Source organism: Nocardioides scoriae (assembly GCF_900104965.1).
GTDB classification, from domain to species: domain Bacteria; phylum Actinomycetota; class Actinomycetes; order Propionibacteriales; family Nocardioidaceae; genus Marmoricola; species Marmoricola scoriae.
In genome coordinates, this window is sequence record NZ_LT629757.1 from 439,594 (window position 1) to 465,556 (window position 25,963).

The following is a 25,963-nucleotide window of genomic DNA, read 5'->3' on the forward strand; positions in this document are numbered from 1 at the left end:
GAGGTCATGCGTGCTGGTCGCTCCGGCAACCCCCTCGTACGACGTCCCGGGCGACGTCATGCGTCGCGGTCGCCAGGACGGCCCCCTCGCATGACGCCCCCGACGATCCCCGCCCCCGACGACCCCTGCGCCGTCTCAGCCCCCGGAGTCCCGGCGCACCTGGAGCCGGTGCTGGGCGTCGGGGAGGTAGGTCAGGCAGGGGGCGTCGGCGTCCGGGTGCTTCTCGACCAGGTGGAAGGTCCAGCGGTCCATGGCGGCGAGGTAGCCGTTGTCGCCGCCCGGGCGGTACGCCGACCACGGCTTGTCCGCCTTGGCCGTGCACGTCGTGCAGCTGATCTTGTAGACGAACGCCTTGGTCCGGTCGACGTCGATCGTCACGCGGGCCAGCGGGCCGGCCTCGACGGCGGCCTTGCGCTCCCGGGCGGAGCGGCTGGCGACCATCAGGCGCCGTCCGGGGCCGGCGAGGTCAGGCCCGCGAGCGCCGCGAGGCGGGCGACGCCGGGGCCGGCGTGCTCGGCCAGGCGGGCGCGGGCGTCGTCGAGGGCGGGGGAGCCGGGGTGGTCGGGGGAGACCCGGGCGGGGTTGAGCGCCACCCGGTCGGACCAGTCCTTGATGTCCGGCTCGGAGCCGAAGGAGGCGGAGTTGCGCATCCCGACGACGTTCATCCGGGCCCAGTCGACCAGCGAGTTGCCGTACGCCGAGGGCGGGCACAGCCGGTTCTTCTCGGCGTCGCCGTCGGGCCCTGCGGGGCGGGTGGCCTCGACGTAGCCGGTGATCGCGGCGCCGAAGCAGGGGAACCCGGCCCGCACCGGCTGGGGCGTGATCGCCTCGGGGCCCCAGATCGGCAGCGAGGGACGGGTCCGCAGGCCGTCGGCCGCGCAGTTGACGACCAGGGCGTCGTCGGCGATGGCGACCGAGCCCCCGTCGAGGTGGAGCCGGCCGCGGGAGACCGACTGCACGTGCCCGAGCCGCACCACGTCGTCGATGCTCCGCAGCAGGTCGAGCTCCCAGGTGCCGAGGGTGGGCGCCTTGGCCATCGACGGCGTCACCGAGGGGTCGACGCGCAGCATGATGCCGGCGTCCTCGAGCCGCAGGAACAGCGCGTCGAGCGACGGGGCGTCGGAGGCCAGCCGCATCATCTCGGCCACCATGCCGAGGTAGACCTCCGGCTTGGGCTGGATCAGCGCCCGGTTGAGCATCCACGGGTCGCGCGGTCGCACCCAGCAGATCGTGTCGGGGTCGACGCCGTGGCGCAGCAGCCACACGCAGGCGTCGGTGGCGGTCTTGCCGGAGCCCACCACGACGTGCTGCCCGGGCACGCCGCTGCGCTCGTGCTCGGCCGGCAGGTCGTTGACGGCGACGACCCGCACGCCCTCGCCGACGGCGAAGCGCGGCGGGGTCTCGGCGGGGATCCGCGGGGCGAGGTAGCGCGCGTCCACGAGCCGCGTCCGCTCGCCCACGACGTACGCCGCGCCGCCGTCCTGCTCGACCACGACGCCGTCGCCGACGTAGTCGCACCCCGCCAGCAGCTCGACCCGTCCGGAGCCGAGCAGCCGCTCCACCAGGACCGACTCGTAGTAGGCCTGGATCGTCGGCTGGCCTGCCCGCTCGAGCAGGCCCGCCTCGGGGCCGTCGGCCTGGACCCGGCCGCCGCCGAGCACCGTGGAGGCGACGCCGTAGAACGTCGAGGCCTGGTGGAGCTGGACGAAGGGGTAGGCCTCGCGCCAGTGGCCGCCCACGCCCGGTCGCCGGTCCACCAGCGCCACGGTGGCCCCGGAGTGGTCGACGAGCGCGTCGGTGAAGGCCATGCCGGTCGCGCCGGCGCCGACCACGAGGTAGTCGACGTCGAGCGTGCGGGTGGGCGTGGTCATCGGGCCACCAGCGGGGCGACCTCGGTCCCGAGCAGCTCGATGCCGCGGAGCAGGTCGGCGTGCGCCAGGCGCGGGTTGGTCATCTGCAGCGAGATCCGGTCGACGCCGCCGAGCTGGTCGGACACGCGCCGGATCTTCTCGGCCACCGTCTGCGGGTCGCCCATGAAGAAGGCGCCGTCGGGCCCGGCGGTCGCGTCGAACTGGGGCCGCGACGGCGGCGCGAAGCCGCGCTCGCGGGAGATCTTGGCGAACATCTCCTCCCAGCCGGGGTAGATCGTGTCGCCGGCGGCGCGGGTGCTCTCGGCCACGAAGCCGAAGACGTGCAGGCCCACCTGCAGCTGCTCGGGAGGGTGGCCGGCCTGGGCGCCGGCCCGGCGGTAGAGGTCGACCAGCGGGGCGAACTGGCGCGGCTGGCCGCCGATGATCGCGATCATCAGCGGCAGCCCGAGCAGTCCGGCGCGCGCGAAGGACTCGGGGGTGCCGCCCACGCCGACCCAGATCGGGAGCGGGTCCTGCACGGGGCGGGGGTAGACGCTCTGGCGCTGCAGCGGCGGTCGGTGGCGTCCGGACCAGGTCACCTCGACCTGGTCGCGGATCTGGAGCAGCAGCTCGAGCTTCTCGCTGAACAGCGAGTCGTAGTCGGCCAGGTCGAGGCCGAAGAGCGGGAACGCCTCGGTGAAGGAGCCGCGGCCGACCACGAGGTCGATGCGGCCCTTGGCGATGAGGTCGAGGGTGGCGAACTGCTGGAACACCCGCACCGGGTCGTCGGCGCTGAGCACCTTGACCGCGCTGCCGAGCCGGATCCGCTCGGTGCGGGCTGCGGCGGCCGCCAGGATGATCTGCGGGGCGGAGTCGTAGTACTCGCTGCGGTGGTGCTCGCCGATGCCGAAGGAGTAGAGGCCGACCCGGTCGGCGAGCGAGATCTCCTCCAGCAGGTGCTCGATGCGCTCCGCCGGACCGACCTGGTGGCCGGTCGACGGGTCGGTGACGGAGGACACGAAGCTGTCGACGCCGAGGTGCATGGGTCGAGTCAACCACCAGTGGTGTCGGGCCCGGCGCCCGCTAGGGGCGCAGCCGGGGCAGGGCCAGCAGCTGCTCGTCGCTGCCGGGCGCGCCCATGAGCATCACCCCGACCGGGAGCCCGGCCTCGCCGACGGCGGCGGGCACCGAGACGGCGGCCAGGCCGGCCAGGTTGGCCACGACGGTCCAGCAGTCGGTGTACGGCGCGCCCATCGGGTCGGCGAGCTCGCGCGCGGACTCCTCGCCGGCGAGCAGGGGCGCGACCGTGGGCATCGTCGGGGAGACCAGCACGTCGACCTGGCGCAGCGCCTGGGCCGCCTGCCGGCGCAGCCGCCAGCGGACCTCGCGGGCGGCGTCGAGCCGGGTCTGCTCGGCCAGCAGCTGCCGGCCCAGCTCCCAGCGCCGCAGCACCTCCTCGCCGGCCCGGCCCGAGCGGACCCAGGGCGCGAGCGAGCCGAGGGCGGCCACGGACGAGAGGTGGGTGTAGCACTCGAGGGCGGCGGGGGCGTCCGGCACGCTGACCGGGGTGACGGCCACGCCGAGGCCCTGCAGCCGCGCCACCCAGTCCTCGAGGGCCGCCCGGACCTCGGGCTGGTTGCGGTCGAGCAGCTCGGTGACCACGCCGACGCGCAGCCGGCGCACGCCGCCCGCGTCGAGGCGGTGGGGGGCGGGCTCGCGGCCCGAGAGCACGGCCAGGGCCAGCGCCGCGTCGCCGGTGTCGCGGGTCAGGGTGCCGACCCGGTCGAGGTCGGGGGCGAAGGGCACCACGCCGGTCATCGGCGTCAGGCCGGGGCTGGGCGCCAGACCCACCACGCCGCACTGGGAGGCGGGCTCGCGCACCGAGCCCCCGGTGTCGGTGCCCAGCGCCAGCGGCACCATCCCGGCCGCGACGGCAGCCGCCGAGCCGCCGGAGCTGCCGCCGGGGCTGCGGCGCGCGTCCACGGGGTTGCGGGTCGGGCCGTGCGCCGAGGTCTGGGTCGAGGCGCCCATGGCCAGCTCGTCCATGTTGGTGCGCCCGAGCACGATCGCGCCGGCGGCCCGCAGCCGCGACACGACCGGGGCGTCGAGCCTGGCCAGGCCGCCGTCGTGGCCCTCCGAGCCCGCGCGGGTGGTCTGGCCGGCGACGTCGATGTTGTCCTTGACCAGCACCGGCACCCCGGCCAGGGCCCCACCGGGGAGGCCCCGGCGGACGCGGGCGTCGAGGCGGATCGCCTGGGCCAGCGCGCGGTGCGGCTCGAGGTGGACCACGGCGTGCAGCCGCGGGTCGACCTCGGCGATGCGGGCCAGGTGGGCGGCCACGACCTCGCGGGCGCTGACCCGCCCGAGGCGGACCAGGGCCGCGATCTCGCGGGCGGGCAGGTCGGTGAGCCCGGTCGTGGGGGCACCCGTCGTGACGGCGTACGACGTGGGGGACGACATGCGGCCGACCCTGCCAAAGGAGTGTGTCGGCGCGATGACGACTGCGCAGGGCCGCGCGACCGGACTGGACCGGCATGGCACGATCTGCTCGATGTCCGGCGTGGTGCTCCCCGAAGGTGTACGGGCCATGGCACGCCGCGGCGCGGACTGGCAGCGCTGGGTGGACGCGCTGCCGGCCCGCGTGGACGCGCTCGTCGAGGACTGGCAGCTGCGGCCCGACGGCACGCCCACCCACGGCCAGGCGGCCCTGGTGGTGCCGGTGCGCAGCCGCAGCGGCGCGCCCGCGGTGCTCAAGGTCGGCTGGCCGCACGAGGAGGCCGAGCACGAGCACCTCGCCCTCCAGCGGTGGGCCGGCCGAGGTGCGGTGCGGCTGCTGCGGGCCGATCCCCACCGCAGCGCGCTGCTGCTGGAGCGGCTCCACGACGAGACGCTCGCCGACGCGTGGGACGTCGAGGCGTGCGAGGTCGTGGCCGGGCTGTACGCCGACCTGCACGTGCCCGCGACCCCGCAGCTGCGCCGGCTCTCGGTGTGCGCCGCCCGCTGGTCCGACGCGCTCCGGGCGCTGCCCCGCCAGGCGCCGCTGCCGCGCCGGCTGGTCGAGCAGGCCGCCTCGCTGGCGGCCGACCTGGCCGGCGACCCCGACACCGACGGCACCCTGGTGCACGCGGACCTGCACTACGGCAACGTGCTGGCCGCCGACCGCGCGCCGTGGCTGGCGATCGATCCGAAGCCCCTGAGCGGCGACCGCCACTACGAGCCGGCCCCGATGCTGTGGAACCGCTTCGAGGAGCTCTCGTGGCCCGGCGGCACAGGCGTGCGCGACGGCCTGCGGCGCCGCTTCCACGCCCTGGTCGACACCGCCGGGCTCGACGAGGACCGCGCCCGCGACTGGGTGGTGGTGCGGATGCTCGTGCTCGCCCTGGAGCGGCTGCAGGACCCGCGGGGACGCGAGCGCCTGGTGCCCGACGACGAGTGGTTCACGCTGTGCATCACGGTCGCCAAGGCGGTCCAGGACTAGGTGGTGGTCGGATCGCGCAGCGCGTCGCGCCGGCCGACGAGGAAGGCCCGCTCCTCCTCGCTGCCCGCCAGCCCGATCGCCGCGTCGTACGCCGCGCGCGCCTCCGCCGGCCGGTCGAGCCGTCGCAGCAGGTCGGCCCGGGTGGCGTGCCACGCGTGGTAGCCCTCGAGCCCCAGCGGGTCGACCAGCGCCAGCGCCGCCTCGGGGCCCTCGACCTCCGCCACCGCGACGGCGCGGTTGAGCGCGACCACCGGGCTGCGGGTGAGGGCGAGCAGCTGGTCGTAGAGCTGCACGACCTGGCCCCACTCGGTGAGCGAGGCGTCGAGCGCATCGGTGTGGACGGCGTTGACGGCCGCCTGCAGCTGGTAGCGACCGGGGCGCCCGAGCGCGAGGCAGCCGCGCACCAGGCGGTGTCCCTCCTCGACCAGCGCGGCGTCCCACCGCGTGCGGTCCTGCTCGTCGAGGGGCACCAACCGGCCCTCGCTCACGCGGGTGGCGGCCCGGGCCTCGACGAGCAGCATCAGCGCGAGCAGCCCGTCGACCTCGGGCTGCGCGCCCAGCGACGGCGTGCCCGCCACCATCTCGCGCAGCTGGCGGGCGAGCCGGATCGCCTCGCTCGTCAGGTCGGTGCGCTGCGCCTGGCCGGACGACCCGAGGTAGCCCTCGTTGAAGACCAGGTAGAGCACGGCCAGCACGGCGTCGAGACGTGCGGGCAGGTCCTGCGCCGACGGGATCCGGTAGGGGATGCCCGCCCGGGCGATCTTCTGCTTCGAGCGCGTGATCCGCTGCGCCATCGTCGTCTCGGGCACCAGGAACGCCGCCGCGATCTCGGCGACGGTCAGACCGCCGAGCAGCCGCAGCGTCAGCGCCACCCGGTGCTCGGGCGCCAGCGCGGGGTGGCAGCAGGTGAAGACCAGGCGCAGCCGGTCGTCCTCGACCGGCCCGGTCGGGAGCGGGGGCGTGGGGTCGGTGATCATCTGCGCCTCGGCGTGCTTGTCGTCGCGGCGGCCCTCCCGGCGGAGCCGGTCGAGCGCCCTGCGGGTGGCGGTGGTGGTGAGCCAGCCGCCGGGGTTGGGCGGGAGCCCCTCGTCGCGCCACGTCTCGGTGGCCACGACGAGGGCCTCGCCGGTGGCGTCCTCGGCCAGGTCGAGGTCGCCGAAGCGCCGGGCCAGGGCGGCCACGACCCGACCGTGCTCGGCGCGGAAGACCGCCTCGAGGTCGGCGTCGCTCGCCCCCACCGGCGTCACTCGCCCTGGAAGGGGCGCACCTCGACCGGCCCCATGCAGGCGGCCGAGCCCTTCGCGGCGATGGCGAGGGCGGCGTCGAGGTCGGGGGCCTCGACGACCCAGAAGCCGCCGAGCTGCTCCTTGGACTCCGCGAAGGGGCCGTCGGTGACGACCGGCTCGCCCGTCGAGGCGTCGACCACGGTGGCGTCCGACGGGGCGGTGAGCCCGCCGGCGAAGACCCAGCTGCCGCTGGTGCGGAGCTCGGTGTTGAAGGCGTCGACCTGGGCGAACGCCTGCTGCATCTGGGCCTCGTCGGCGTAGACGTCGGAGCCGTCGTGGTGCACGGAGAGCAGGTACTGGGTCATGGGGATCTCCTCTGGTCGGCGGGACGGACGGTCCGTCCCGGTCCTCACCCTCTCCACGAACGGGCCGACCTGGATACGACACCCCCGTGAGAACTTTCTGCGACGACCTCGCGCGTGGGTGAGGATGGGCGCGTGCAGATCGTCTCCGTCAACGTCGGCCGTCCCCGCGAGTTCGCCTGGGCGGGCATCGGCCGCACCTCGATCGACAAGCAGCCGGTGACCGGTCCGACGTACGCCGCGCGGCTGGGGCTCGAGGGCGACCAGGTCTCCGACACCCAGCACCACGGAGGCCCCGACCAGGCGGTCTACGCCTTCGCCCGCGAGGACCTCGACCTGTGGGCCGAGCGGCTCGGGCGCGAGGTCCGCGACGGCCAGTTCGGCGAGAACCTCACCACCCGCGGCATCGACGTCAACGAGGCCGAGCTGGGGGAGCGCTGGCAGGTCGGCACCGCGACCTTCGAGGTCGCCTCGGTGCGGATCCCGTGCAACGACTTCAAGAACTGGCAGCGGCTCAACGGCTACGACGACAAGGCCTGGGTGCGCCGCTTCACCGAGGAGGGGCGACCCGGTCCCTACCTGCGCGTCCTCCAGGAAGGCCACGTCAGCGCCGGCGACGAGCTGCGCGTGGTGCACCAGCCGGGCCACGGCGTGACGGTGGCGACGATGTTCAGGGCGCTCACCACCCAGCGCTCGCTGCTCCCCGAGCTGCTCCGGGTCGACGGCCTGGTGACCGAGGCCCGCCGCCGCGCCGAGGACTACCTCGCCGGCTGAGTCCCGATCCACCGGTCGATCGATGGTGTCCTAAGCCGAGCGACTGGGTAGGGTTTGCTCATGAGTCGTCGCCCCCCTGACTTCTTCCTCGTCGGAGCGCCCAAGGCCGGGACCAGCGCCCTGCACGCCGCGCTCGCGCAGCACCCGTCGCTGTTCCTGAGCCGGGTCAAGGAGCCGAAGTACTACATGTGCGGCGACTCGCCGCCTCCGTCGTACAAGGGCCCGGGCGACGCCCACAGCAACCAGGAGTGGGTCTGGCAGCGGCAGCGCTACCTCGACCTGTTCGACGCCGCCGGGGAGGACCAGCTGCGTGGCGAGAGCACGCCGTTCTACCTCTACAACCGCGACGCCCGGCGCCGGATCGCGGCCGACCGCCCCGACGCGAAGCTGATCGCCGTCCTGCGCGACCCCGTCGACCGGGCGTACTCCAACTGGATGCACCTGTGGATGGACGGCCTCGAGCCGCGCGCCGACATCGTCGAGGCGGTCCGCAGGGAGCCCGAGCGCATCGACAACGGCTGGGCGCCGTTCTGGCACTACCAGGCCATGGGGATGTACGGCCGGCAGCTGAAGGACCTCTACGACCACTTCCCGCGCGAGCAGGTGCTGCTGCTGCGCTACCGCGAGCTCGTCGACGCCCCCGACCAGGTGCTCAACCGGGTCTTCGACTTCCTCGGCGTCGAGACCGAGGAGATCGCGCAGATCCCCTCCGACAACAGCCGGCCCTTCGTCAAGGACGGCGTCCGCGCCCGCACCGTCGGCCCGGTCATCCGGGCCGGTGCCGCCGTCGGGCAGTTCCTGCCGCCCCAGGTGTGGCGCACGGTCAGCAAGCCGCTGATCAACCAGCTCCACAAGGGCGGCGAGGAGGGGCGGCCCAGGCTGACCCCCGAGCAGCGCACGATCCTGCTGCAGCCGCACCTCGAGGACATCGCGCTGCTGGAGGAGCTGACGGGGGAGTCCTTCGAGCAGTGGCGCAGCTACCGCGACGGCGGGTCGTTCAGCAGCCGCCGCAACGAGCGGCTCAACCAGCCAGCGACGTGACCAGGTCGTGGGCGCCGTCGGGGCGCGCCAGCTCGTAGTAGAAGCGGGTCGACCCGTCCGGCTGCGGCACCGCCGCGGCGTACCGCAGGGCGCCGTCGGAGTCGGGCGAGCGCAGCACCGGGGCGTCGGGGTCGGCCACCAGGACGCCGTCCGCGCCGGCGCGGGCCACCGAGGTGACCTCGTGCCAGTTGTCGGCGGCCGAGGGGCGGCCGTCGTACAGCACCACCAGCGGGTCGTGGCTCAGCACGGTCGTCACCCGGGCGCCGCGGGCGTCCCAGGTGCCGGCGGTGGGGCGCAGCACGGTGCCGTGGCGGGTCCACGCGAGGCCGTCGTCGCTGGTGAGGTACGCCGTCGACATCCGGTCCTCGTGGCCGGGCTCGGTGAGCGGGTGCTCGCACAGCCACATCTCCCAGCGGCCGTCGCGCTCGGTGATGACGGGGTCCTTGACGGCCGTCGCCTCGTCGCCCGGCAGCACCACGGTGCGCCGCCCCTGCGGCAGCGTCTCGGGGGTGTCGGCGTCGAGCGCCTCGATCCACCAGTGCTTGGAGCCCGGCGTCGCGCACGAGAGGTAGAGCCGCCAGCCGCCGTCGGGTCGCCGCAGCACGACGGGGCGCTCGAAGGACTCGGCGCCGAAGTCGTCGCGGAACACCTCGCACACCGGCTCGAAGTGGATCCCGTCCGCGGCGCGGGCGACCACGGTGCTGACGCCGCGGCCCTCGGCCAGCGGGCGGCGCACGCGGTAGGTCAGGTAGGTGACGCCGTCGACCAGCACCGCCGAGGCGGCACCGGCCCAGTTGCCCGGCCCGCTCCCGGGCGCGGGGACGACCACGACCGGCGCGTCGTACGTCGGCAGGGGCGTGTCGAGGATCGTCATGGCGCTTAATCTACCGGGCCGGTCGGCTTTGGCCGGGACAACGCGACGGTTGCTCCGCTCCACCAAGCGTGCCGGATCAGGCGCTGTGATCTAAGTTACTGCCACGTCACATCGCGTCCCCGTCCCGCCCGGCCCTCCAGGAGTCGCCCCATGTCCCCGGTGAACACCGACCTCTCCGTCGTCGAGAACCGCTCGCCCAACGTCGCGGCCCAGTTCCTCGAGCGGGTGCAGAAGTCGCCCGAGCGGGAGGCCTACCGCTACCCCGCCGCCGAGGGCCAGCCCTGGACGTCGCTGACCTGGAAGGAGACCGGCGAGCGGGTCGAGAAGCTCGCGGCCGGCCTGCTGGCGCTGGGCCTCGAGCCCGAGCAGCGCGTCGGGATCGCCTCCAACACCCGGGTCGAGTGGATCCTGGCCGACCTCGCGGTGATGTGCGCCGGCGGGGCGACCACGACGGTCTACCCCTCGACGATCGCCGAGGACGTCTCCTACATCCTCGCCGACTCCGAGTGCCGCGTGGTCTTCGCCGAGGACGGCAGCCAGCTCGACAAGATCAAGCAGCACCGCACCGAGCTGCCCCACCTGCGCACCGTCGTGCTCTTCGAGGGCGCCGGCGACGGCGACGCGGTGCTGAGCCTGGAGGACCTCTCGGCCCTGGGCGAGAAGCACCTCGCCGGTCAGCCCGACGCGGTCGAGCAGGTCGTCGCGACGATCGCCCCCGACCAGCTGGCCACCCTGATCTACACCTCCGGCACGACCGGCAAGCCCAAGGGCGTGCGGCTCAAGCACTCGTCGTGGACCTACGAGGGCGCCTCGATCCAGGCCCAGCAGATCCTCGGCGAGGACGACCTCCAGTTCCTCTGGCTGCCGATGGCGCACTCCTTCGGCAAGGTGCTGCTCTCGACGCAGCTGGCCTGCGGCTTCGCCACCGCCGTCGACGGCCGGGTCGACAAGATCATCGACAACCTCGCGATCGTGAAGCCGACCTTCATGGGCGCGGCCCCGCGCATCTTCGAGAAGGCCCACGCGCGCATCGTCACGATGCAGGCCAACGAGGGCGGCGCCAAGGAGAAGATCTTCAACCAGGCCTTCGCCGTGGGCCGCAAGGTCGACCAGCTCCAGCGCGAGGGCAAGTCGGTCCCGCTGCTGCTCAAGCTGCAGCACCGCGTCTTCGACAAGCTGGTCTTCTCCAAGATCCGCGACCGCTTCGGAGGCCGCGTCCGCTTCTTCATCTCCGGTGCCGCCGCGCTCAACCGCGACATCGCCGAGTGGTTCCACGCCGCGGGCATCCTCATCCTCGAGGGCTACGGCCTGACCGAGACCTCGGCCGGCTCCTTCGTCAACCACCCCGACCACTACAAGTTCGGCACCGTGGGCCCGGTCGTCCCGGGCAGCCGGGTCCGGCTGGGGGAGAACGACGAGATCCAGATCCAGGGACCCGGCGTCATGGACGGCTACCACAACCTGCCCGACCAGACCGCCCAGACGCTCACCGAGGACGGCTGGCTGCGCACCGGTGACAAGGGCTCCCTCGACGAGGACGGCTACCTCACCATCACCGGCCGCATCAAGGAGCTGTTCAAGACCTCGGGCGGCAAGTACATCGCCCCGCCCGCGATCGAGGCGAAGTTCAAGGCGGTGTGTCCCTACGCCAGCCAGTTCATGGTCTTCGGTGACGAGCGCAACTACTGCGTCGCGCTGGTGACCCTGGACCCCGACGCCCTCACCGACTGGGCCAAGGACAACGGCCTCGAGGGCCAGGACTACGCCACCGTGGTGGCCCACGAGAAGACCCGCGAGATGGTGCAGGGCTACGTCGACACCCTCAACGGCCAGCTCAACCGCTGGGAGACGATCAAGCGCTTCGAGCTGCTCGACCACGACCTGTCGGTCGAGTCGGGCGAGCTGACCCCCTCGATGAAGGTCAAGCGCAACGTCGTGGAGACCAACCACCGCGGGGTCATCGACTCGATGTACGCCTGATCCCGGCGCGTCGCGGGGTCCGCCGGACGGCGTACCTCCTCGACAGGCGGGTCACAGCAGACGCACAAGGGCGCGGGTGAGGATCGGTCCCATGACCGACCGCACCCGCGCCCGATCCGCGTCCCGCCCCCCGTCCGCCCCCCACGACGAGGTCGAGGACCACGACCTCGGGCTGTCCCACGACCTGCCCCGGATCGTCGAGCGCAACCTCGGCCGCCGCGGCCTGCTCGCCCTGTTCGGCGGCGTCGGCGCCGTCGCCGTGGTCGGCTGCGGCACCGACGACACCACGTCGTCCTCGTCGTCGTCCGGCGCGGCCGACGGCACCCCGCCCGGTGCACCCTCGGGCGCGTCGGGCACCACGGTCGCCGAGGGCGAGATCCCCGAGGAGACCGCCGGCCCCTACCCGGGCGACGGCAGCAACGGCCCCGACGTGCTCACCGAGAGCGGCGTCGTCCGCAGCGACCTCACCACCAGCTTCGGCTCGGCCAGCGGCACCGCCGAGGGCGTCCCGCTCACGATCCGGATGAAGGTCTACGACCTGAACGGCGACGACGCCACGGTGCTCTCGGGCGCGGCCGTCTACGCCTGGCACTGCGACCGCGAGGGCCGCTACTCGATGTACGACGACGAGATCGTCGACGAGAACTACCTGCGCGGCGTCCAGGAGACCGACGCGAAGGGCTACGTCGAGTTCACCTCGATCTTCCCCGCCTGCTACTCCGGCCGCTGGCCCCACGTGCACTTCGAGGTCTACGAGAGCCTCGACGCCGCGACCAGCGGGGGCGACAAGCTCCGCACCTCCCAGCTCGCCCTCCCGCAGGACGTCTGCGAGACCGTCTACGCCGCCGACGGCTACGAGGCCAGCGTCTCCAACCTGGCCAGCGTCTCGCTCTCCTCCGACATGGTCTTCGGCGACGGCTACTCGCTCCAGATGGCGAAGGTCACCGGGAGCGTCGACGAGGGGTACGTCGCGACGCTGAACGTCCCCGTCTGAGGGCGGGATCCCCCTGCGGGCGGGGTCGGGCCGGGCGGGGTCGTGTCCGGCGGGCGTCGTCCGGCGCCGGACGTCATGCGAGGTGGTCGTCCTGACGGCCAGATCACATGACGTCCCGCACGACGTCGTACGAGGTGGTCGCCCCGGCCACCACCTCGGACGACGTCCGCCCGGTGCGCCGGCCACCTCGCACGACGCCCGGCCAGGCCCGCGGGCCCGCCAAGCCGACGCCTCAGCGGTCCTCGAGCCGCGTGACCCAGTACTCCGTCTCCGGGGTCGGCGGGGTCGTGAACCGCGCGTTCGGCAGGTAGAGCGCGTCGCGCCACCGGGCGACGGTGGTCGGCACGTCGAGCTCCGGGGAGGTGAGGGTGCGCTGCAGGGTGCCGGTGCGGCCGTCGCGCGACAGGCGCAGCTCGGCGACCCGGTCGAGCCGGTTCTGCACGGCGAACAGCGTGCGGCCCTCGCGGGTCAGGCCGTCGCCGTTGGTGAGCAGGGTGTCGCCGAGGTCGACCCGCTCGGCGACGCCCGTGGTCGGGTCGACGCGGAAGAGGTAGCCGGTCGACGACTGCACCACGAGCAGCGCCCGCCCGTCGGGGGTGGTCTCGATGCCGTTGGCGTTGTTGACGCCGGCGGTCTGCACCCAGTCGCCGGTCAGGGGCAGCGAGCTCACCGTGGCCTCGCCCCTCCGTCCCTGGTCGACGCGGTAGAGGCGTGCCTGCAGCGAGTCGGTCACCCACGCGGTGCGGCCCGTGACGACCACGTCGTTGACGAAGCTCTCACCGGGCGCGGGGTCCGGCGTCAGCTCGTACGTCGCGGTGGTGCGGCCGGTCCGCACGTCGACGACCTTGACGTCGCCGTCGGCGCCGCCGGCCGCCCACAGCGCGCTGCCACGACCCAGCTCGAGGCCGACGGCGGGCGTGCCGTCGCCCTGGCTGAGGACGCGGCCGCGACCGGTGCGCAGGTCGGCGGCGTAGACGTCGCCGTCCACGCGGGAGCCGAGGTACGCCGTCGGGCCGCGGGTGTCGATGCCCTCGGGCTGGAACCCGTCGGGCAGGTCGATCCGGGTCGGTGGCTCGCGGTGACCCCGGTCGGGGTGGGCCGCGGCGGGCGCGAGGCCAGCGCAAAGGGTGAGGGCGAGCGCCGCGGGGAGGGCGGCGGCGAGCAGCGGACGGGTGCGAGGAGTCATGGGTGGTCCCTTTCGTCCCCGCCCACCGTACGTCGGCCCCGGGGACACGGGTGTGAGACTGGAGCCGTGCACGTGCCTCCTGGGACCCCGTTCGGGGTCTACGTCCACGTGCCGTTCTGCGCGGTGCGGTGCGGCTACTGCGACTTCAACACCTACACCGCGACCGAGCTCGGGGGCGGCGGCTCGCAGGCGGCGTACGCCGGGCACGCGATCGCCGAGGTCGAGCAGGCCGCCGCGGCGCTGGGCCCTGACCGCCCGGTGGCCGACACGGTCTTCTTCGGGGGTGGGACGCCCACGCTGCTCCCCGCCGACGACCTCGTCCGGGTGCTGGGCAGCCTGCGCGAGGAGCTCGGACTGGCCGCGGACGTCGAGGTCACCACCGAGGCCAACCCCGACAGCGTCACGCCCGAGAGCCTGGCCACGCTGCGGGCCGGCGGCTTCACGCGGGTCTCCTTCGGGATGCAGTCGGCGGTGCCGCACGTGCTGCGGGTGCTCGAGCGCACCCACGACCCCGCGGGCGTCCCGCGGGCGGTGCGGTGGGCGCGCGAGGCGGGCTTCGAGCAGGTCAGCCTCGACCTCATCTACGGCACCGCGGGGGAGTCGGTCGCCGACTGGCGGACCTCGCTGGAGAGCGCCCTGGCCTGCGAGCCCGACCACGTCTCGGCGTACTCCCTCATCGTCGAGGACGGCACCCGCCTGGCCCGCCAGGTCCGCACCGGCGCGGTCGCGATGCCCGACGAGGACGACCTGGCCGAGAAGTACGTCCTGGCCGACGACCTGCTCACCGCCGCCGGGCTGGGGTGGTACGAGGTCTCCAACTGGGCCACGTCCGACGCCGCCCGCTGTCGCCACAACGAGCTCTACTGGACCAGCGCCAGCTGGTGGGGGATCGGCCCCGGCGCCCACTCCCACGTCGACGGCGAGCGCTGGTGGAACGTCAAGCACCCCAGCGCGTACGCCGCCCGGCTGCGCGTCGACGCCTCGCCCCGCCAGGACGGCGAGACCCTCGACGCCGACACCAGGGCGCTGGAGCGGGTGCTGCTGGAGGTGCGCCGCCGCGACGGGCTGCCGCTCGACGCCCTCGGCGAGCCGGCCCGCACCCACGGGGTCGCCGGCGTCGTGGCCGACGGCCTCGCCGTCGTCGAGGGAGGCGGGACCGGGGCGGGCGGCGCACCGGGGCGGCTGGTGCTGACCCGGGAGGGTCGGCTGCTGGCCGACGCCGTGGTGCGCCGGCTGCTCGACTAGCCGCGGATCAGTGGCCCGGCTCGGTCACGAAGTCGATCAGCTCCTCGACCCGGCCGAGCAGCGCGGGGTCGAGGTCCTGGAAACCGCGGACGCCGCCGAGGATGTGCTTCCACGCGCGGGCGATGTCGGCCTGCTCGCGGTGGGGCCAGCCGAAGCTCTGGCAGACCCCCTTCTTCCACTCGACGTCGCGCGGGATCTGGGGCCAGGCCTTCTTGCCGAGCCGCTCGGGCTTGACCGCCGCCCAGATGTCGATGAACGGGTGGCCCACAATCAGCACGTGCCGGCCCACGGGGGAGCGCATCACCGACTGCGCGATCCGGCTCTCCTTGGAGCCCGCGACCAGGTGGTCGACGAGCACGCCGACGCGGCGCTCGGGGCCGGGGCCGAAGTCGCGGAGCTTCTCGCCGAGGTCGTCGACGCCGTCGAGGTACTCCACGACCACGCCCTCGATCCGCAGGTCGTCGCCCCACACCTTCTCGACCAGCTCGGCGTCGTGGCGGCCCTCGACGAAGATCCGGCTGGCCCGCGCGACGCGGGCCTTGGTGCCGTGCACGGCGACCGAGCCGGACGCCGTGCGGGTGGCCTTCTGGGGGCCCTGGCGGGTCGGTGCGACGAGCACGACCGGCCGGCCCTCCAGCACGAACCCGGGCCCGAGCGGGAAGGTGCGGCGCTTGAGGTGGCGGTCCTCGAGCGTGACGGTGCCGAGGTCGCGCTCGACCTTGACGATCTCGCCGACCCAGTCGCGCCCCACCTCCTCGACGACGAGCCCGAGGTCGGCGTCGATCTCCACCGCGCGGCCGTTCTTCGGGATGCGCCAGTCGGCGGCGAGGACGTCGGAGCCGTAGCGGTCACCAGGCGTGGGGCCGTGGGAGGGAGGAGGCACCACGGCACGGTACGGCGCCCCGCCCGGCCCGCGGTGGAGCCTCGCGGGCCCTTCGAGACAGGACTTCGTCCTTCCTCAGGGACCGAGGCGGGCCCTTCGAGACAGGACTTCGTCCTTCCTCAGGGACCGAGGCCGTCCCTCGGTCCCTGAGGAGGTCGCCCTGGCGACCGTCTCGAAGGGCCTTGCGTCGAGAACAGTCACGATATATCGTCAACATATCGAGACTGTGTCGGAGAGTCCGTGACCAACCCGGACCCGGCACCACACAGACGAAGAAGGAGGTCTCGAGATGAGGCACGACATGTGGAGCTCAGAGTTCGAACCCACCCGGCGCCAGCGCGGCGGCCGGGGACCCGGCCGCCGTGGCGGCCACGACAGCTGGGGCGGCCCGTGGGGCGGCCCGCTCGGCGGCCCGCCGCCGTGGGTGGCGCAGATGTTCGGCGCCGACCTGGCCGGTGGACCCCGTCGCGGCGGGGGCCGGGGCGGTCGGCCCCGGGTGCGCCGGGGCGACGTCCGCGTCGCCATCATCAGCGTGCTGCACGACGCCGGGGAGCCGATCAACGGCTACCAGGTGATCCAGCAGATCGCCGAGAAGACCGCCGGGGCCTGGAAGCCCAGCCCCGGGTCGGTCTACCCGACCATCGCCCAGCTGGAGGACGAGGGGCTCGTCGAGGACGCGCCCACCGGCCGCAAGGCGCTGCAGCTGACCGAGGAGGGGCTCGCGTACGTCGCCGAGCACGCCACCGAGGTCGACGCGGTCTGGGCGCCGTTCGTCGAGCAGGAGGACGACACGGAGGCGGTCAACTTCAAGCAGGTGATCGGGCAGACCGTGGGCGCCATCGTCCAGGTCGTCAGCTCCGGCACCCCCGACCAGCGCGAGAAGGCGCTGCAGATCCTGGCCGAGACGCGTCGCCAGATGTACAGCCTGCTCGCCGAGGGGCCCGAGGGCTCCCTCGACGACGACGCGGACGACGACGAGTCCGACGGGCCCTACGACGACGTGGCCCCGCGGGAGCGGTGATGGCCGAGCTGCGCATCGGTGACGCCGACCGCGAGGCAGCGGTGGCGGCCCTGGGCGAGCACTTCGCCCAGGGCCGCCTCACCAAGGAGGAGCACGACGAGCGCGCCGAGGTCGCCTGGTCCGCCCGCACCGGCAGCCAGCTCGCCCCGCTGTTCGGCGACCTCCCGGGCCCCGGCCCGGCCGTGCCGCGTGCGGCCGCCACCGCGCAGCAGCCGACCGACCCGCCCCGCTGGGCGCGGCGACCGGTCGTGCCGCCCCGAGCGGGCTGGCGGGCGTTCCCGCTGGTCCCGGTGCTGATCGCCCTGGGCGTGCTGAGCGCGCTGACGCACCTGCCGTTCGTGCTGCTCGGGCTGCTGGTGTGGTTCGTCGCCTCGCGCCACCACGTCGGCCCGCGGCCGCCGTGGGCCGGGCGCGGTCGGGCGCACCCGGGCGCCGCGCAGGGTGGTCACTGGCGCTGATCGCTGCCAGGGTGGGGCGACCTCGCCGGGTCCGGTGGGGTCGCCCCTCCCGGAAGGACCGACACCGTGGCCCAGACGACCGCCCCTGCCGCCTCGGAGCGCGGCCTGGCCCGCTTCGCCCAGCGACTGGCCGGCTGGACCGAGCGCTGGTTCCCCGACGCCTACGTCTTCGCCCTCATCGGCGTCGTGGTCGTCTCGGCCGCCGCGCTGGTCAACGGCACCAGCCCCAAGGGGGTCGCCGAGGCCTTCGGCGGCGGCTTCTGGGACCTGACGGCCTTCACCCTCCAGATGGCGATGGTGGTGCTGACCGGTTATGTCGTGGCCACCTCGCCGCCGGCGGCCAGGCTCATCGAGCGGATCGCCACGGTGCCGTCCTCGGCCCGCGGGGCCGTCGCCTTCGTGGCGCTGGTCTCCTGCCTGGTCTCGATGCTCAACTGGGGCCTGAGCCTGGTCTTCAGCGGGCTGCTGGCGCGCGCGATCGCGCGTCGTCCCGACCTGAGGGCCGACTACCGCGCGCTCGGCGCCGCGGCGTACATGGGGCTCGGCGCGGTGTGGGCCCTCGGCCTGTCCTCCTCCGCCGCCCAGCTGCAGGCCACTCCGGCCTCGCTGCCGCCCGAGCTGCTCGAGATCACCGGGGTCCTCGACTTCGGCGACACCATCCTGACCTGGCAGTCGCTGACCATGGCCGTGATCCTCATCGTGCTGACGGTGGTGATCTCGTGGCTGTCCGCGCCGCAGGGCGAGGCGATCCGCACCGCCGAGCAGATGGACATCGACCTCGACGACACCATCGCGCCGCCCCCGCCGCGCACCAAGCCGGGGGAGTACCTCGAGCGCTCGCCGATCCTGCCGATGATCGTGGGCCTGATCGCCCTGCTCTGGCTGGTCTTCCAGCTCGTCGACAACCCGTTCCTCACCGTGATCAGCAGCCTCAACACCTACCTGCTGGTCTTCGTGATCCTCGGCCTCGTGCTCCACGGCACCCCGCGCAACTTCCTCGACGCGGTCTCCAAGGCGGTGCCCACCACGGCCGGCGTGCTGGTGCAGTACCCCCTGTACGCCGCCATGGCCGCCGTCCTGACCCGCGCCACCGGCAGTGGCGGGATGACCGTCTCGGAGCACCTCGCCGAGCTGTTCGCCGACCTCGGCGGCGGCGGTGGGTTCGCGGTCGTGATCGCGATCTACACCGCGCTGCTCGGCGTCCTGGTGCCCTCGGGTGGCGGCAAGTGGCTGGTCGAGGCGCCGTACGTCATGCAGTCGGCCACCGACGTCGGGATGAACCTCGGCTGGACGGTGCAGATCTACAACGCCGCCGAGGCGCTGCCCAACCTGGTCAACCCGTTCTTCATGCTGCCGCTGCTCGCGGTGCTGGGGCTGCGTGCCCGCGACCTGGTGGGGTTCACCTTCGTGCAGTTCCTCTTCCACCTGCCGGTGGTGCTGCTGCTCCTGTGGCTGCTCGGGATGACCTTCGAGTTCGTGCCACCGGTGCAGCCGTAGCAACCGAGTCGTGCAAAGAAATCATTGCAAAAATATCTTTGCACACCTACCGTGGACGTCATGGACCAGCTCGACGAAGCCCTCGCCCGCACCCGCCGCGACGACCTCGTGGCCGCCACCCGGCGAGCGCGCCGCACGCCCGCGACCCTGCGGCGCAGCCGCGCGGTGCGCACGCCTCGGCCGGAGGAGCGGTGACCAGCCCCCGTCCGGTACGCCGCGTCGACCGGCAGGCGCTCCAGGGACTCGCCCACCCGCTGCGGGTCCAGCTCTACGACCTGCTGGTCTCCGAGGGGTCCGCGACCGCCTCGGAGCTGGGCCGGCGGCTGGGGGAGTCCAGCGGTTCGACGAGCTACCACCTGCGCCAGCTCGAGCGGCACGGCTTCGTGGAGACCGACCCCACCCGTGGCACCGGCCGCGAGCGCTGGTGGCGTGCCACCCAGGAGGACCTGCGCACCCGCGGAGCCGACTTCGAGGACGACCCGTCGGCCGCGGAGGCCTACCGGCTGCTCGACGCCGAGTGGTCGCGATCGCGGCGTGGCCGCCACGAGGCGTGGCGCGCCTCCCGGCGGGAGTGGCCGACGCAGTGGCGCGAGGCCGCCGGCGAGTCCACCGGTCACCTCCTGCTCGACGTCGCCGAGACCGCCGACCTGATGGCCGACCTGATCGCGCTGTCCACGCGGTGGGCGGAGCGCACCGGGGACCGTCGTGAGGACGACCCGCGCTACCGCTCGGTCGAGCTCCAGACCAACCTGTTCCCCAACGGCCGAGCGCCGGGGGAGGCCTAGACCAGCGGCAGCCGCTTCTGCGAGCGGGGCAGCTGCTCGTAGCCGCGGCGCACCGCGTGGACCAGCTCCTCCGCGGGGTAGGGCCACTGGCCGGTGTCCAGCGCCTGCGAGAGGGGTACGCCGCGGCCGGCCAGGTCGCGGACCGTCTCGGCCACGACCCCGATCGCCGAGCGCTGCTCGGTGACGAAGTCGAGGTCGACGGGCGCGCCGTGGCCCGGGACGACGACCGTGCCCGGCCCGGCCAGGCTGAGCACCAGGTCGAGGCTGAGCGGCCAGTCCATCGGCCAGCTGTCCTCGCCCCACACGGGGTTGCCGGCCTCCTCGACCAGGTCGCCGGCCAGCAGCACGTCGGCGCCCTCGACGCGCGCCACCAGGTCGCCCGAGGTGTGGCCCCGGCCCGGGTGGACGAGCTCGACGACGCGGTCGCCGAGGTCGATGGCGGTGACCGAGGAGAAGGTGTGGTCCGGCACCACGACCTCGGTGTCGGCGATGCCCTGCTCGCGCGGGTCGTCCGAGCCGCGGGCGTGGGCCTGCGCGGCGGCGGCCTGCTCGGGCAGCGCGGCCGCGGCCTCCTCGTGGGCGGTGACCGGCACCGCGCCGTACGCCGCCCGGAACGCGCCGTTGCCCAGCACGTGGTCGACGTGCACGTGGGTGTTGACGATCTCGACCACCGGGCGCGCCGAGAGCCGCCGCAGGTCGACGAGCACCTCCTCGGCCGCCGCGCGGGACGCGTGGGTGTCGACGACGAGCAGTCCGCGCTCGCCCTCGACCACGCTGACGTTGACGTCGAACCAGTCGTAGCGGGCCACCCACACGCGGTCGGCGACCTCGACGAAACGGGAGCTGGCTGTGGGGTCCGACACGGCTCGACCCTACGGCGCCCTGCGTAGACTTGGCACTCCGTGCACCGGAGTGCCAACGTGCACGGGTACCCACGCGTGGACCCAGGAGGCGAGATGCAGGAGGACCGTCGGCTCGCCGTGCTGCGAGCCATCGTCGAGGACTACGTCGCGACCCGCGAGCCGGTCGGGAGCCGCGCGCTCGTCGAGCGCCACCACCTCGGTGTCTCGCCCGCCACCGTGCGCAACGACATGGCCGCGCTCGAGGAGGAGGGGCTGATCGCCCAGCCCCACACCAGCGCCGGCCGCATCCCCACCGACAAGGGCTACCGCTTCTTCGTCGACCGGCTGACCCAGGTCAAGCCGATGTCGGCCGCCGAGAAGCGCGCCATCTCCCGCTTCCTCGAGGGCGCCCACGACCTCGACGACGTCATCTCGCGCTCGGTGCGGCTGCTCGCCCAGCTGACCCAGCAGGTGGCGATCGTGCAGTACCCCGTGCTCGCGCGCTCCACGGTGCGCCACGTCGAGCTGGTCCAGCTCGGCGGCAGCCGGGTGCTGCTGGTGCTGATCCTCTCGACCGGCCGCGTCGAGCAGCGCGTCGTGGAGCTGCCCGAGGAGCTCGACACCGACACGCTGGCCGCGCTGCGGCTGCGCATCAACCTGGCCGCCACCGGCCAGCGGATCACCGAGGCGGCGACCGCCCTGGGCGAGCTGACCCAGCAGGTCGAGCCCGGTGACCGGACCCCCGTGGCCGTCATCGGCGCGGCCCTGGTCGAGGCGATGTCGAACGAGCGCACCGACGAGCGCGTCGTGGTCGGCGGCACCGCCAACCTGGCCCGCTTCGGCGACGGCTTCGACCGCTCGATCAAGCCGATGCTCGAGGCGCTGGAGGAGCACGTCGTGCTGCTCAAGCTGCTCGGCGAGGCCACCACGGCCGACGCCATCACGGTGCGGATCGGGCACGAGGGTCCCTACCAGGAGCTCGCGTCCACCTCCGTGGTCGCCACCGGCTACGGCCCCGGCGAGGAGATCGTGGGATCCCTCGGCGTGGTCGGTCCCACCCGCATGGACTACCCCGGGTCGATGGCCGCCGTGCGCGCCGTCGCCCGCTACGTCTCCACCATCCTCGACCAGGCCTGATCCAGGCCCGTCACCGCGAACAAGGAAGAGCACCCGTGAGCCAGGACCCCTACGAGATCCTCGGCGTCTCCCGCGACGCCGAGGCCGACGAGATCAAGAAGGCCTACCGCCGGCTGGCTCGTCAGCTGCACCCCGACGTCAACCCCGACCCCTCCACGCAGGAGCGGTTCAAGGAGGTCTCGGCGGCGTACGAGGTGCTCTCCGACCCGGAGAAGCGCCGGATGTACGACCTCGGCGGCGACCCCTTCGGCCGTGGCGGCGGGGGCGGCGCCCAGGGCGCGGGCTTCTCCTTCACCGACATCATGGACGCCTTCTTCGGCGGCCAGGCGCAGGGTCAGGGCCGCGGCCCACGGCCCCGCGCCCGCCGTGGCCAGGACGCCCTGGTGCGGCTCGAGGTCGAGCTGGCCGAGGCGGCGTTCGGCGTCACCCGCGAGCTCAAGGTCGACACCGCCGTGGTCTGCGGCGTCTGCGAGGGCAGCGGTGCCGCCGCCGGCTCGCGGCCGGTGACCTGCGAGACCTGCCACGGCCGTGGCGAGGTGCAGCAGGTGCAGCGCTCGTTCCTCGGCGAGGTCCGGACGCTGCGGCCGTGCCCCGCGTGCCGCGGCTACGGCGAGATCATCCCCGAGCCCTGCCGCGAGTGCTCCGGCGACGGCCGGGTCCGGTCGCGCCGCACCCTGACGGTCAAGATCCCCCCGGGCGTCGACACCGGCACCCGCGTCCAGCTCACCGGCGAGGGCGAGGTCGGCCCCGGCGGCGGGCCCGCGGGCGACCTGTACGTCGAGATCCACGTGCCGACCCACGACGTCTTCACCCGCGACGGCACCGACCTGCGCTGCCACGTCACGGTCCCGATGACCGCCGCGGCGCTCGGCACCACCATCAAGCTGCCCCTGCTCGAGGCCGACGTCGCCGAGGAGGACACCGAGATGGACCTGTGGGTCGACGTCGAGATCCGTCCCGGCACCCAGTCCGGCTCCGAGCAGGTGCTGCGCGGCCGCGGCATCCCGCACCTGCGCTCGCAGGTGCGCGGCGACCTCGTCGTCACCGTCGAGGTCGAGACCCCCGGACGCCTCGACGACCGCCAGCAGGAGCTGCTGCGCGAGCTGGCCCGGCTGCGCCACGAGGAGTCGCCGGACGGCACCATCTCCCAGCCCCACAAGGGCGTCTTCGGTCGCCTGCGCGACGCCTTCAAGTGAGCCCGGCGACCCCGTGAGCCTGGCCGTCTTCCTCGGTCCCGTGACGGACGCCCGCGTCGGCGACGTCGTGGTGGTCGAGGGCGACGAGGCGCGGCACGCGGTCGTGGTGCGGCGCACGGCCGTCGGCGAGCAGGTCGTGCTCGCCGACGGCGCCGGCACCGCGGCGACCTGCACGGTCACCGCGACCACGAAGTCGACCCTGACCGCGACCGTCGACGACGTGCGCCGCAGCGACCGCCCGACCCCCACGGTCACCGTCGTGCAGGCGATCCCCAAGGGCGAGCGCGCCGAGCTGGCCGTCGAGGTGCTGACCGAGATCGGTACCGACCGGATCGTGCCCTGGGCCGCCGCCCGCTGCGTCGGCGTCTGGCGCGGCGAGCGGGCCGCGAAGTCGCTGGCCAAGTGGCGCGCGACGGCGCGGGAGTCGGCCAAGCAGTCGCGCCGCGCCTGGCTGCCGGAGGTGACCGAGATGGCGACCACCGCCGAGGTCGCCGACCTGCTCGCCGGCGTCGACCTCGCCGTCGTCCTCCACGAGGCCGCGACCGACTCCCTGGCGGACCTGCCCGTCGCCGAGGCGACCTCGATCGCGGTGGTCGTCGGCCCCGAGGGCGGCCTCACCGACGACGAGCTCGCCGCCCTCGCCCCCGCCCACGTCGTCCGCACCGGCGACCCCGTCCTGCGCACCTCCACCGCCGGCGTCGCCGCCGTCGCCGCGCTCCTGTCGCGGACGTCGCGCTGGGGGTAGGGGGCTGGGGCACGGGCAGTTTCCCCGGTCAGCCGGGGAAACTGCCCGCCGAACCGGGCACATCGGACTTCCGCGGGCAGTATCGCCCGTCCAGGGCGCCCGCTTCGTCCGTCTCCGGCGTGAGCGGCTGCTGGCCCTCGAGGAACGCCCGCACCTTCGCCTCCGGCATCTCGCACGGCTTGAGCACCCAGGTCCCGCCCACCCGGTAGACGTTGGTGCTCACCACGTCGGTCCCGCCCAGCTCCTCGGCGTACACCGACCCCGCCCGACCGCCCGCCGTCCGGCTCCTGGCCACGCCCCACCGGCGCCCGGCGTACGTCGCCTCCGACCAGCCGAGCGGCAGCCGCTCGACCAGGGCCGCCACGTCGGTGGGGTCCTCGCGCGGGTCATCGGTCGGGGTCACCGTCCGATCCTCCCGGGTGGGCCTGACCGGGTGGGTCTGAACGGGTGGGCCTGACCGGGTGGGCTGGGAGGAGCACGGGCCGCGCGAGCGGCGGGGTGCGTCGTGCGGGTCGGTCGCTCGGGCGGCCACCTCGTACGACGTCGGCCGGGACGTCGTGCGAACGGGTCGTCGGGGCGGCCACCTCGCATGACGTCCACCCGGCCGGCAACTACCTCGTACGACGTCAGCCGGCCGGCGACCACCTCGCACGACGTCCGCCCGGCCGGCGACCACCTCGTACGACGTCCGCCCGGCCGGCAGCCACCTCGCACGACGTCCGCCCGGCCGGGGGCCACGACGCCCGACCACCCGGCGACCACCTACTTCACGCTGATCGCCTTGGAGTCCCGCGTCACCCCGGCGCCGCCGGACCCACCCGACCCACCGGATCCCCCCGACCCACGCGAGTCCGTGTCGGACACCACGAGCGTGAAGCTGCCGAGGGGGGCCGAGACCTCGAAGGTGTACGGCGCCAGGGTGCAGCACTCCGAGGCCGTCGCCCGGCCCTCGCGCACCACCTCGGCCCCGTCCCTGAGCTGCCACACGACGGTGGCCTCGGGGGCGGAGGCGCGGCCGGTGACGGTGAAGGCGCTGCCGACGATGCCGCCCTCGCCGGGGGTGTCGACGACGACGGGGGACAGGACGTCGTCGCCGTCCGCCGGGGCGACCGGGGAGGAGACGTCGACGCCCCAGAGCCGGTCGACCTCCTCGCCGCCGATGGTGAGGCGGACGGGCAGCCGGCTGCGGGTGGCGGTGTCGGCCGTCCACACCAGCGCCTGGACGGCGCGCTGCGCGGAGGCCGGTGCCGCCTCGGTCCCGGGGTCGGCGCCGCGCAGGTCGACGGTGATCGCGTCGGCGCCGGCCTCAGCGCTGACCGAGGTGCCGCGGACCGGCCAGGCGGACGCGTGGTCGGGATCCGCGGACGGTGCGCCGACGGTCTCCTGCAGGGCCACCTCGAGGTCGCTGTCGGTGGCGTCGCCCACCGTCCGGCGGTCGGGGAACAGGCGGGGCCCCAGCGCGGTGTCGCCGACGACGTACGCCGTGACCTCGACCGTGCGCCCCGCGGGACCCGAGGGCCGGGCAGGCGCCGACGGACGGGCCGGTCCGGTCGTCGCGTCGCGGGCCGTGTCGCCGCCGCCCCGCGCCCCCGGCGGGTCGGGGGAGGCGTCGCGGTCGCCGGCCCAGGTGGTGCCGCCGATGACGACGACCGTCGCGGCCGCGGCGGCGAGGGTGACCGGCAGCCACCGGCGCGTCGACGCCCCGGCGTCCCGGCGGGTCCGGGACCGCACCTCCCCGGGGCCCTGCTCGGGATGGACGTCGGCGACGGCGTCGTGCAGCAGCGCCGCCAGCGCGGGGTCGGGCGGGGCCTCGTGCTGGCTCATCGGAGCTCCTCCAGGTGCTCGGACAGCCGGGCGCGCAGCGCGGCGGAGCCCCGGGAGGCGTGGCTCTTCACCGCGCCCTGGCTGATGCCGAGGGTCCGGGCGATCTCGCGCTCGGACAGGTCGAGGTAGTAGCGCAGCACCACCACCTCGCGCTGTCGCCGCGGCAGGCGGGCGACGGCAGCCAGGACCGCGTCCCGGCGCACCTCGGCCAGCACCGCCTCGTCGGCCGGACCCGCGTCAGGCGTCGGCTCGGCGCGGTGGCGCACCACCACGCCGCGGTGCCGACCCACCGAGCGGCAGCGGTTGACCACGGCCTGCCGCAGGTACGCCGCCACGTCGTCGACCCGGCCCCCGACCCGGTCCCAGCGTCGGTAGAGCTCCACCCAGGTGTCCTGGACGACCTCCTCGGCCCGTCCCGGGTCACCCAGCAGCAGCGTGCCCAGCCGCACCAGGCCACGGTGGTGGGCGTCGTGCAGCCGCTCGAGCGCCGTGTCCGCGTCCACCGGGTGGCGCGCCTCGTCCGAGGTCGTCACGGGCGGCACCTCCGGACGCGGGGGCAACAGGC

Annotated in this window: 27 protein-coding genes; 14 read left to right on the forward strand and 13 right to left on the reverse strand. The window is 74.3% G+C overall.

What is annotated here, in order from left to right; genetic code table 11:
* Positions 1-135: 135 nt before the first annotated feature.
* The 4 genes from BLU55_RS02085 to BLU55_RS02100 are packed head-to-tail and all read right to left on the reverse strand — an operon-like array spanning position 136 to position 4,310.
* The gene (locus BLU55_RS02085) at positions 136-441 is read right to left on the reverse strand and encodes a hypothetical protein (protein WP_091725465.1); all 306 of its coding nucleotides are present in this window, start codon (positions 439-441) and stop codon (positions 136-138) included.
* Complete coding sequence (locus BLU55_RS02090) at positions 441-1,871, reverse strand: NAD(P)-binding protein (RefSeq protein ID WP_091725466.1); 1,431 nt, start codon at positions 1,869-1,871, stop codon at positions 441-443. Before BLU55_RS02090 ends, BLU55_RS02085 begins: the two co-directional genes overlap by 1 nt.
* Positions 1,868-2,893 carry an LLM class flavin-dependent oxidoreductase gene (locus BLU55_RS02095; RefSeq protein ID WP_091725469.1) on the reverse strand — a complete coding sequence of 342 codons (1,026 nt, stop codon included), beginning with the start codon at positions 2,891-2,893 and terminating at the stop codon, positions 1,868-1,870. Before BLU55_RS02095 ends, BLU55_RS02090 begins: the two co-directional genes overlap by 4 nt.
* 40 nt (positions 2,894-2,933) lie before the next feature.
* Positions 2,934-4,310 (reverse strand): amidase, encoded by a 1,377-nt coding sequence (locus BLU55_RS02100; protein WP_157682684.1) that lies wholly within the window; start codon positions 4,308-4,310, stop codon positions 2,934-2,936.
* A 127-nt stretch (positions 4,311-4,437) separates the two neighbouring features.
* Between BLU55_RS02100 and BLU55_RS02105 the strand changes: the two genes are divergently transcribed.
* Positions 4,438-5,328, forward strand: a complete 891-nt coding sequence (locus BLU55_RS02105; RefSeq protein WP_231917005.1) for an aminoglycoside phosphotransferase family protein — start codon at positions 4,438-4,440, stop codon at positions 5,326-5,328.
* On the opposite strand, the gene BLU55_RS02110 is transcribed toward BLU55_RS02105, so the two are convergent.
* Positions 5,325-6,566 carry an RNA polymerase sigma factor gene (locus BLU55_RS02110; RefSeq protein ID WP_091733312.1) on the reverse strand — a complete coding sequence of 414 codons (1,242 nt, stop codon included), beginning with the start codon at positions 6,564-6,566 and terminating at the stop codon, positions 5,325-5,327. The two genes, BLU55_RS02105 and BLU55_RS02110, sit on opposite strands and share 4 nt — an antisense overlap.
* Positions 6,567-6,571: 5 nt before the next feature.
* The gene (locus BLU55_RS02115) at positions 6,572-6,919 is read right to left on the reverse strand and encodes a YciI family protein (RefSeq protein WP_091725478.1); all 348 of its coding nucleotides are present in this window, start codon (positions 6,917-6,919) and stop codon (positions 6,572-6,574) included.
* Between the two features lie 132 nt (positions 6,920-7,051).
* On the opposite strand from BLU55_RS02115, the gene BLU55_RS02120 reads away from it, so the two are divergent.
* Both BLU55_RS02120 and BLU55_RS02125 read left to right on the forward strand, forming a co-directional pair.
* The gene (locus tag BLU55_RS02120) at positions 7,052-7,690 is read left to right on the forward strand and encodes an MOSC domain-containing protein (protein WP_091725481.1); all 639 of its coding nucleotides are present in this window, start codon (positions 7,052-7,054) and stop codon (positions 7,688-7,690) included.
* 60 nt (positions 7,691-7,750) lie between these two features.
* Entirely contained in the window at positions 7,751-8,731 is a 981-nt protein-coding gene (locus BLU55_RS02125) for a sulfotransferase family protein (RefSeq protein WP_091725484.1), read from the forward strand.
* Here BLU55_RS02125 and BLU55_RS02130 read toward each other — a convergent pair.
* Entirely contained in the window at positions 8,712-9,605 is an 894-nt protein-coding gene (locus BLU55_RS02130) for a hypothetical protein (RefSeq protein WP_091725486.1), read from the reverse strand. The genes BLU55_RS02125 and BLU55_RS02130 overlap by 20 nt on opposite strands.
* Positions 9,606-9,755: 150 nt before the next feature.
* On the opposite strand from BLU55_RS02130, the gene BLU55_RS02135 reads away from it, so the two are divergent.
* Both BLU55_RS02135 and BLU55_RS02140 read left to right on the forward strand, forming a co-directional pair.
* On the forward strand, positions 9,756-11,585 hold the full coding sequence (locus BLU55_RS02135) for an AMP-dependent synthetase/ligase (RefSeq protein WP_091725489.1): 1,830 nt from the start codon (positions 9,756-9,758) through the stop codon (positions 11,583-11,585).
* A gap of 91 nt (positions 11,586-11,676) precedes the next feature.
* On the forward strand, positions 11,677-12,579 hold the full coding sequence (locus tag BLU55_RS02140; RefSeq protein WP_091725490.1) for an intradiol ring-cleavage dioxygenase: 903 nt from the start codon (positions 11,677-11,679) through the stop codon (positions 12,577-12,579).
* Positions 12,580-12,811: 232 nt separating this feature from the next.
* Here the strand turns inward: BLU55_RS02140 and BLU55_RS02145 are convergent, their stop codons facing one another.
* Positions 12,812-13,765, reverse strand: a complete 954-nt coding sequence (locus BLU55_RS02145; RefSeq protein WP_091725493.1) for an SMP-30/gluconolactonase/LRE family protein — start codon at positions 13,763-13,765, stop codon at positions 12,812-12,814.
* 66 nt (positions 13,766-13,831) lie between these two features.
* Here BLU55_RS02145 and hemW point away from each other — a divergent pair, with 66 nt between their 5' ends.
* Positions 13,832-15,010, forward strand: a complete 1,179-nt coding sequence (gene hemW / locus BLU55_RS02150; protein WP_091725495.1) for a radical SAM family heme chaperone HemW — start codon at positions 13,832-13,834, stop codon at positions 15,008-15,010.
* 7 nt (positions 15,011-15,017) lie between these two features.
* Here the strand turns inward: hemW and BLU55_RS02155 are convergent, their stop codons facing one another.
* Positions 15,018-15,893, reverse strand: coding sequence for a DUF3097 domain-containing protein (locus BLU55_RS02155; RefSeq protein ID WP_091733314.1), 876 nt, complete (start codon positions 15,891-15,893; stop codon positions 15,018-15,020).
* Positions 15,894-16,194: 301 nt separating this feature from the next.
* Here BLU55_RS02155 and BLU55_RS02160 point away from each other — a divergent pair, with 301 nt between their 5' ends.
* The 5 genes from BLU55_RS02160 (at position 16,195) to BLU55_RS02175 (ending at position 19,654) form a co-directional block, all read left to right on the forward strand.
* Positions 16,195-16,914, forward strand: a complete 720-nt coding sequence (locus BLU55_RS02160) for a PadR family transcriptional regulator (protein ID WP_231917006.1) — start codon at positions 16,195-16,197, stop codon at positions 16,912-16,914.
* Positions 16,914-17,372: a DUF1707 SHOCT-like domain-containing protein gene (locus tag BLU55_RS02165; protein ID WP_091725499.1), complete on the forward strand. Its 459-nt coding sequence runs from the start codon at positions 16,914-16,916 to the stop codon at positions 17,370-17,372. The genes BLU55_RS02160 and BLU55_RS02165 overlap by 1 nt, the downstream gene beginning before the upstream one ends.
* A gap of 66 nt (positions 17,373-17,438) precedes the next feature.
* Positions 17,439-18,869, forward strand: coding sequence for a short-chain fatty acid transporter (locus BLU55_RS02170; protein WP_091725502.1), 1,431 nt, complete (start codon positions 17,439-17,441; stop codon positions 18,867-18,869).
* A gap of 60 nt (positions 18,870-18,929) precedes the next feature.
* Positions 18,930-19,064, forward strand: coding sequence for a hypothetical protein (locus tag BLU55_RS19990; RefSeq protein WP_269457936.1), 135 nt, complete (start codon positions 18,930-18,932; stop codon positions 19,062-19,064).
* Positions 19,061-19,654, forward strand: coding sequence for an ArsR/SmtB family transcription factor (locus BLU55_RS02175; protein WP_091725505.1), 594 nt, complete (start codon positions 19,061-19,063; stop codon positions 19,652-19,654). Before BLU55_RS19990 ends, BLU55_RS02175 begins: the two co-directional genes overlap by 4 nt.
* Here the strand turns inward: BLU55_RS02175 and BLU55_RS02180 are convergent.
* On the reverse strand, positions 19,651-20,517 hold the full coding sequence (locus tag BLU55_RS02180; RefSeq protein ID WP_091725508.1) for an MBL fold metallo-hydrolase: 867 nt from the start codon (positions 20,515-20,517) through the stop codon (positions 19,651-19,653). The two genes, BLU55_RS02175 and BLU55_RS02180, sit on opposite strands and share 4 nt — an antisense overlap.
* Positions 20,518-20,610: 93 nt before the next feature.
* On the opposite strand from BLU55_RS02180, the gene hrcA reads away from it, so the two are divergent.
* The 3 genes from hrcA to BLU55_RS02195 are packed head-to-tail and all read left to right on the forward strand — an operon-like array spanning position 20,611 to position 23,574.
* Positions 20,611-21,633 (forward strand): heat-inducible transcriptional repressor HrcA, encoded by a 1,023-nt coding sequence (gene hrcA / locus BLU55_RS02185; protein WP_091725511.1) that lies wholly within the window; start codon positions 20,611-20,613, stop codon positions 21,631-21,633.
* 35 nt (positions 21,634-21,668) lie between these two features.
* Positions 21,669-22,829: a molecular chaperone DnaJ gene (gene dnaJ / locus BLU55_RS02190; protein ID WP_091725513.1), complete on the forward strand. Its 1,161-nt coding sequence runs from the start codon at positions 21,669-21,671 to the stop codon at positions 22,827-22,829.
* A gap of 13 nt (positions 22,830-22,842) precedes the next feature.
* On the forward strand, positions 22,843-23,574 hold the full coding sequence (locus tag BLU55_RS02195; protein ID WP_091725516.1) for a 16S rRNA (uracil(1498)-N(3))-methyltransferase: 732 nt from the start codon (positions 22,843-22,845) through the stop codon (positions 23,572-23,574).
* 28 nt (positions 23,575-23,602) lie between these two features.
* Here the strand turns inward: BLU55_RS02195 and BLU55_RS19695 are convergent, their stop codons facing one another.
* The 3 genes from BLU55_RS19695 to BLU55_RS02210 form a co-directional block, all read right to left on the reverse strand.
* On the reverse strand, positions 23,603-23,977 hold the full coding sequence (locus BLU55_RS19695) for a hypothetical protein (protein ID WP_157682685.1): 375 nt from the start codon (positions 23,975-23,977) through the stop codon (positions 23,603-23,605).
* Positions 23,978-24,336: 359 nt separating this feature from the next.
* Positions 24,337-25,398, reverse strand: coding sequence for a Gmad2 immunoglobulin-like domain-containing protein (locus BLU55_RS02205; RefSeq protein WP_091725518.1), 1,062 nt, complete (start codon positions 25,396-25,398; stop codon positions 24,337-24,339).
* On the reverse strand, positions 25,395-25,931 hold the full coding sequence (locus BLU55_RS02210; RefSeq protein WP_091725521.1) for an RNA polymerase sigma factor: 537 nt from the start codon (positions 25,929-25,931) through the stop codon (positions 25,395-25,397). The genes BLU55_RS02205 and BLU55_RS02210 overlap by 4 nt, the downstream gene beginning before the upstream one ends.
* Between the last annotated feature and the right edge of the window lie 32 nt (positions 25,932-25,963).

Bases quoted from the DNA above. Each gene is read 5' to 3' on its own strand.
- BLU55_RS02145 (WP_091725493.1), bottom strand. From the start codon at position 13,765: ATGACTCCTCGCACCCGTCCGCTGCTCGCCGCCGCCCTCCCCGCGGCG.
- BLU55_RS02140 (WP_091725490.1), top strand. From the start codon at position 11,677: ATGACCGACCGCACCCGCGCCCGATCCGCGTCCCGCCCCCCGTCCGCC.
- BLU55_RS02165 (WP_091725499.1), top strand. From the start codon at position 16,914: ATGGCCGAGCTGCGCATCGGTGACGCCGACCGCGAGGCAGCGGTGGCG.
- BLU55_RS02115 (WP_091725478.1), bottom strand. From the start codon at position 6,919: ATGACCCAGTACCTGCTCTCCGTGCACCACGACGGCTCCGACGTCTAC.
- BLU55_RS02130 (WP_091725486.1), bottom strand. From the start codon at position 9,605: ATGACGATCCTCGACACGCCCCTGCCGACGTACGACGCGCCGGTCGTG.
- BLU55_RS19990 (WP_269457936.1), top strand. From the start codon at position 18,930: ATGGACCAGCTCGACGAAGCCCTCGCCCGCACCCGCCGCGACGACCTC.
- BLU55_RS02100 (WP_157682684.1), bottom strand. From the start codon at position 4,310: ATGTCGTCCCCCACGTCGTACGCCGTCACGACGGGTGCCCCCACGACC.
- BLU55_RS02125 (WP_091725484.1), top strand. From the start codon at position 7,751: ATGAGTCGTCGCCCCCCTGACTTCTTCCTCGTCGGAGCGCCCAAGGCC.
- BLU55_RS02160 (WP_231917006.1), top strand. From the start codon at position 16,195: ATGTGGAGCTCAGAGTTCGAACCCACCCGGCGCCAGCGCGGCGGCCGG.
- BLU55_RS02085 (WP_091725465.1), bottom strand. From the start codon at position 441: ATGGTCGCCAGCCGCTCCGCCCGGGAGCGCAAGGCCGCCGTCGAGGCC.
- BLU55_RS02135 (WP_091725489.1), top strand. From the start codon at position 9,756: ATGTCCCCGGTGAACACCGACCTCTCCGTCGTCGAGAACCGCTCGCCC.
- hrcA (WP_091725511.1), top strand. From the start codon at position 20,611: ATGCAGGAGGACCGTCGGCTCGCCGTGCTGCGAGCCATCGTCGAGGAC.
- BLU55_RS02105 (WP_231917005.1), top strand. From the start codon at position 4,438: ATGGCACGCCGCGGCGCGGACTGGCAGCGCTGGGTGGACGCGCTGCCG.
- BLU55_RS02095 (WP_091725469.1), bottom strand. From the start codon at position 2,893: ATGCACCTCGGCGTCGACAGCTTCGTGTCCTCCGTCACCGACCCGTCG.
- BLU55_RS02090 (WP_091725466.1), bottom strand. From the start codon at position 1,871: ATGACCACGCCCACCCGCACGCTCGACGTCGACTACCTCGTGGTCGGC.
- BLU55_RS02205 (WP_091725518.1), bottom strand. From the start codon at position 25,398: ATGAGCCAGCACGAGGCCCCGCCCGACCCCGCGCTGGCGGCGCTGCTG.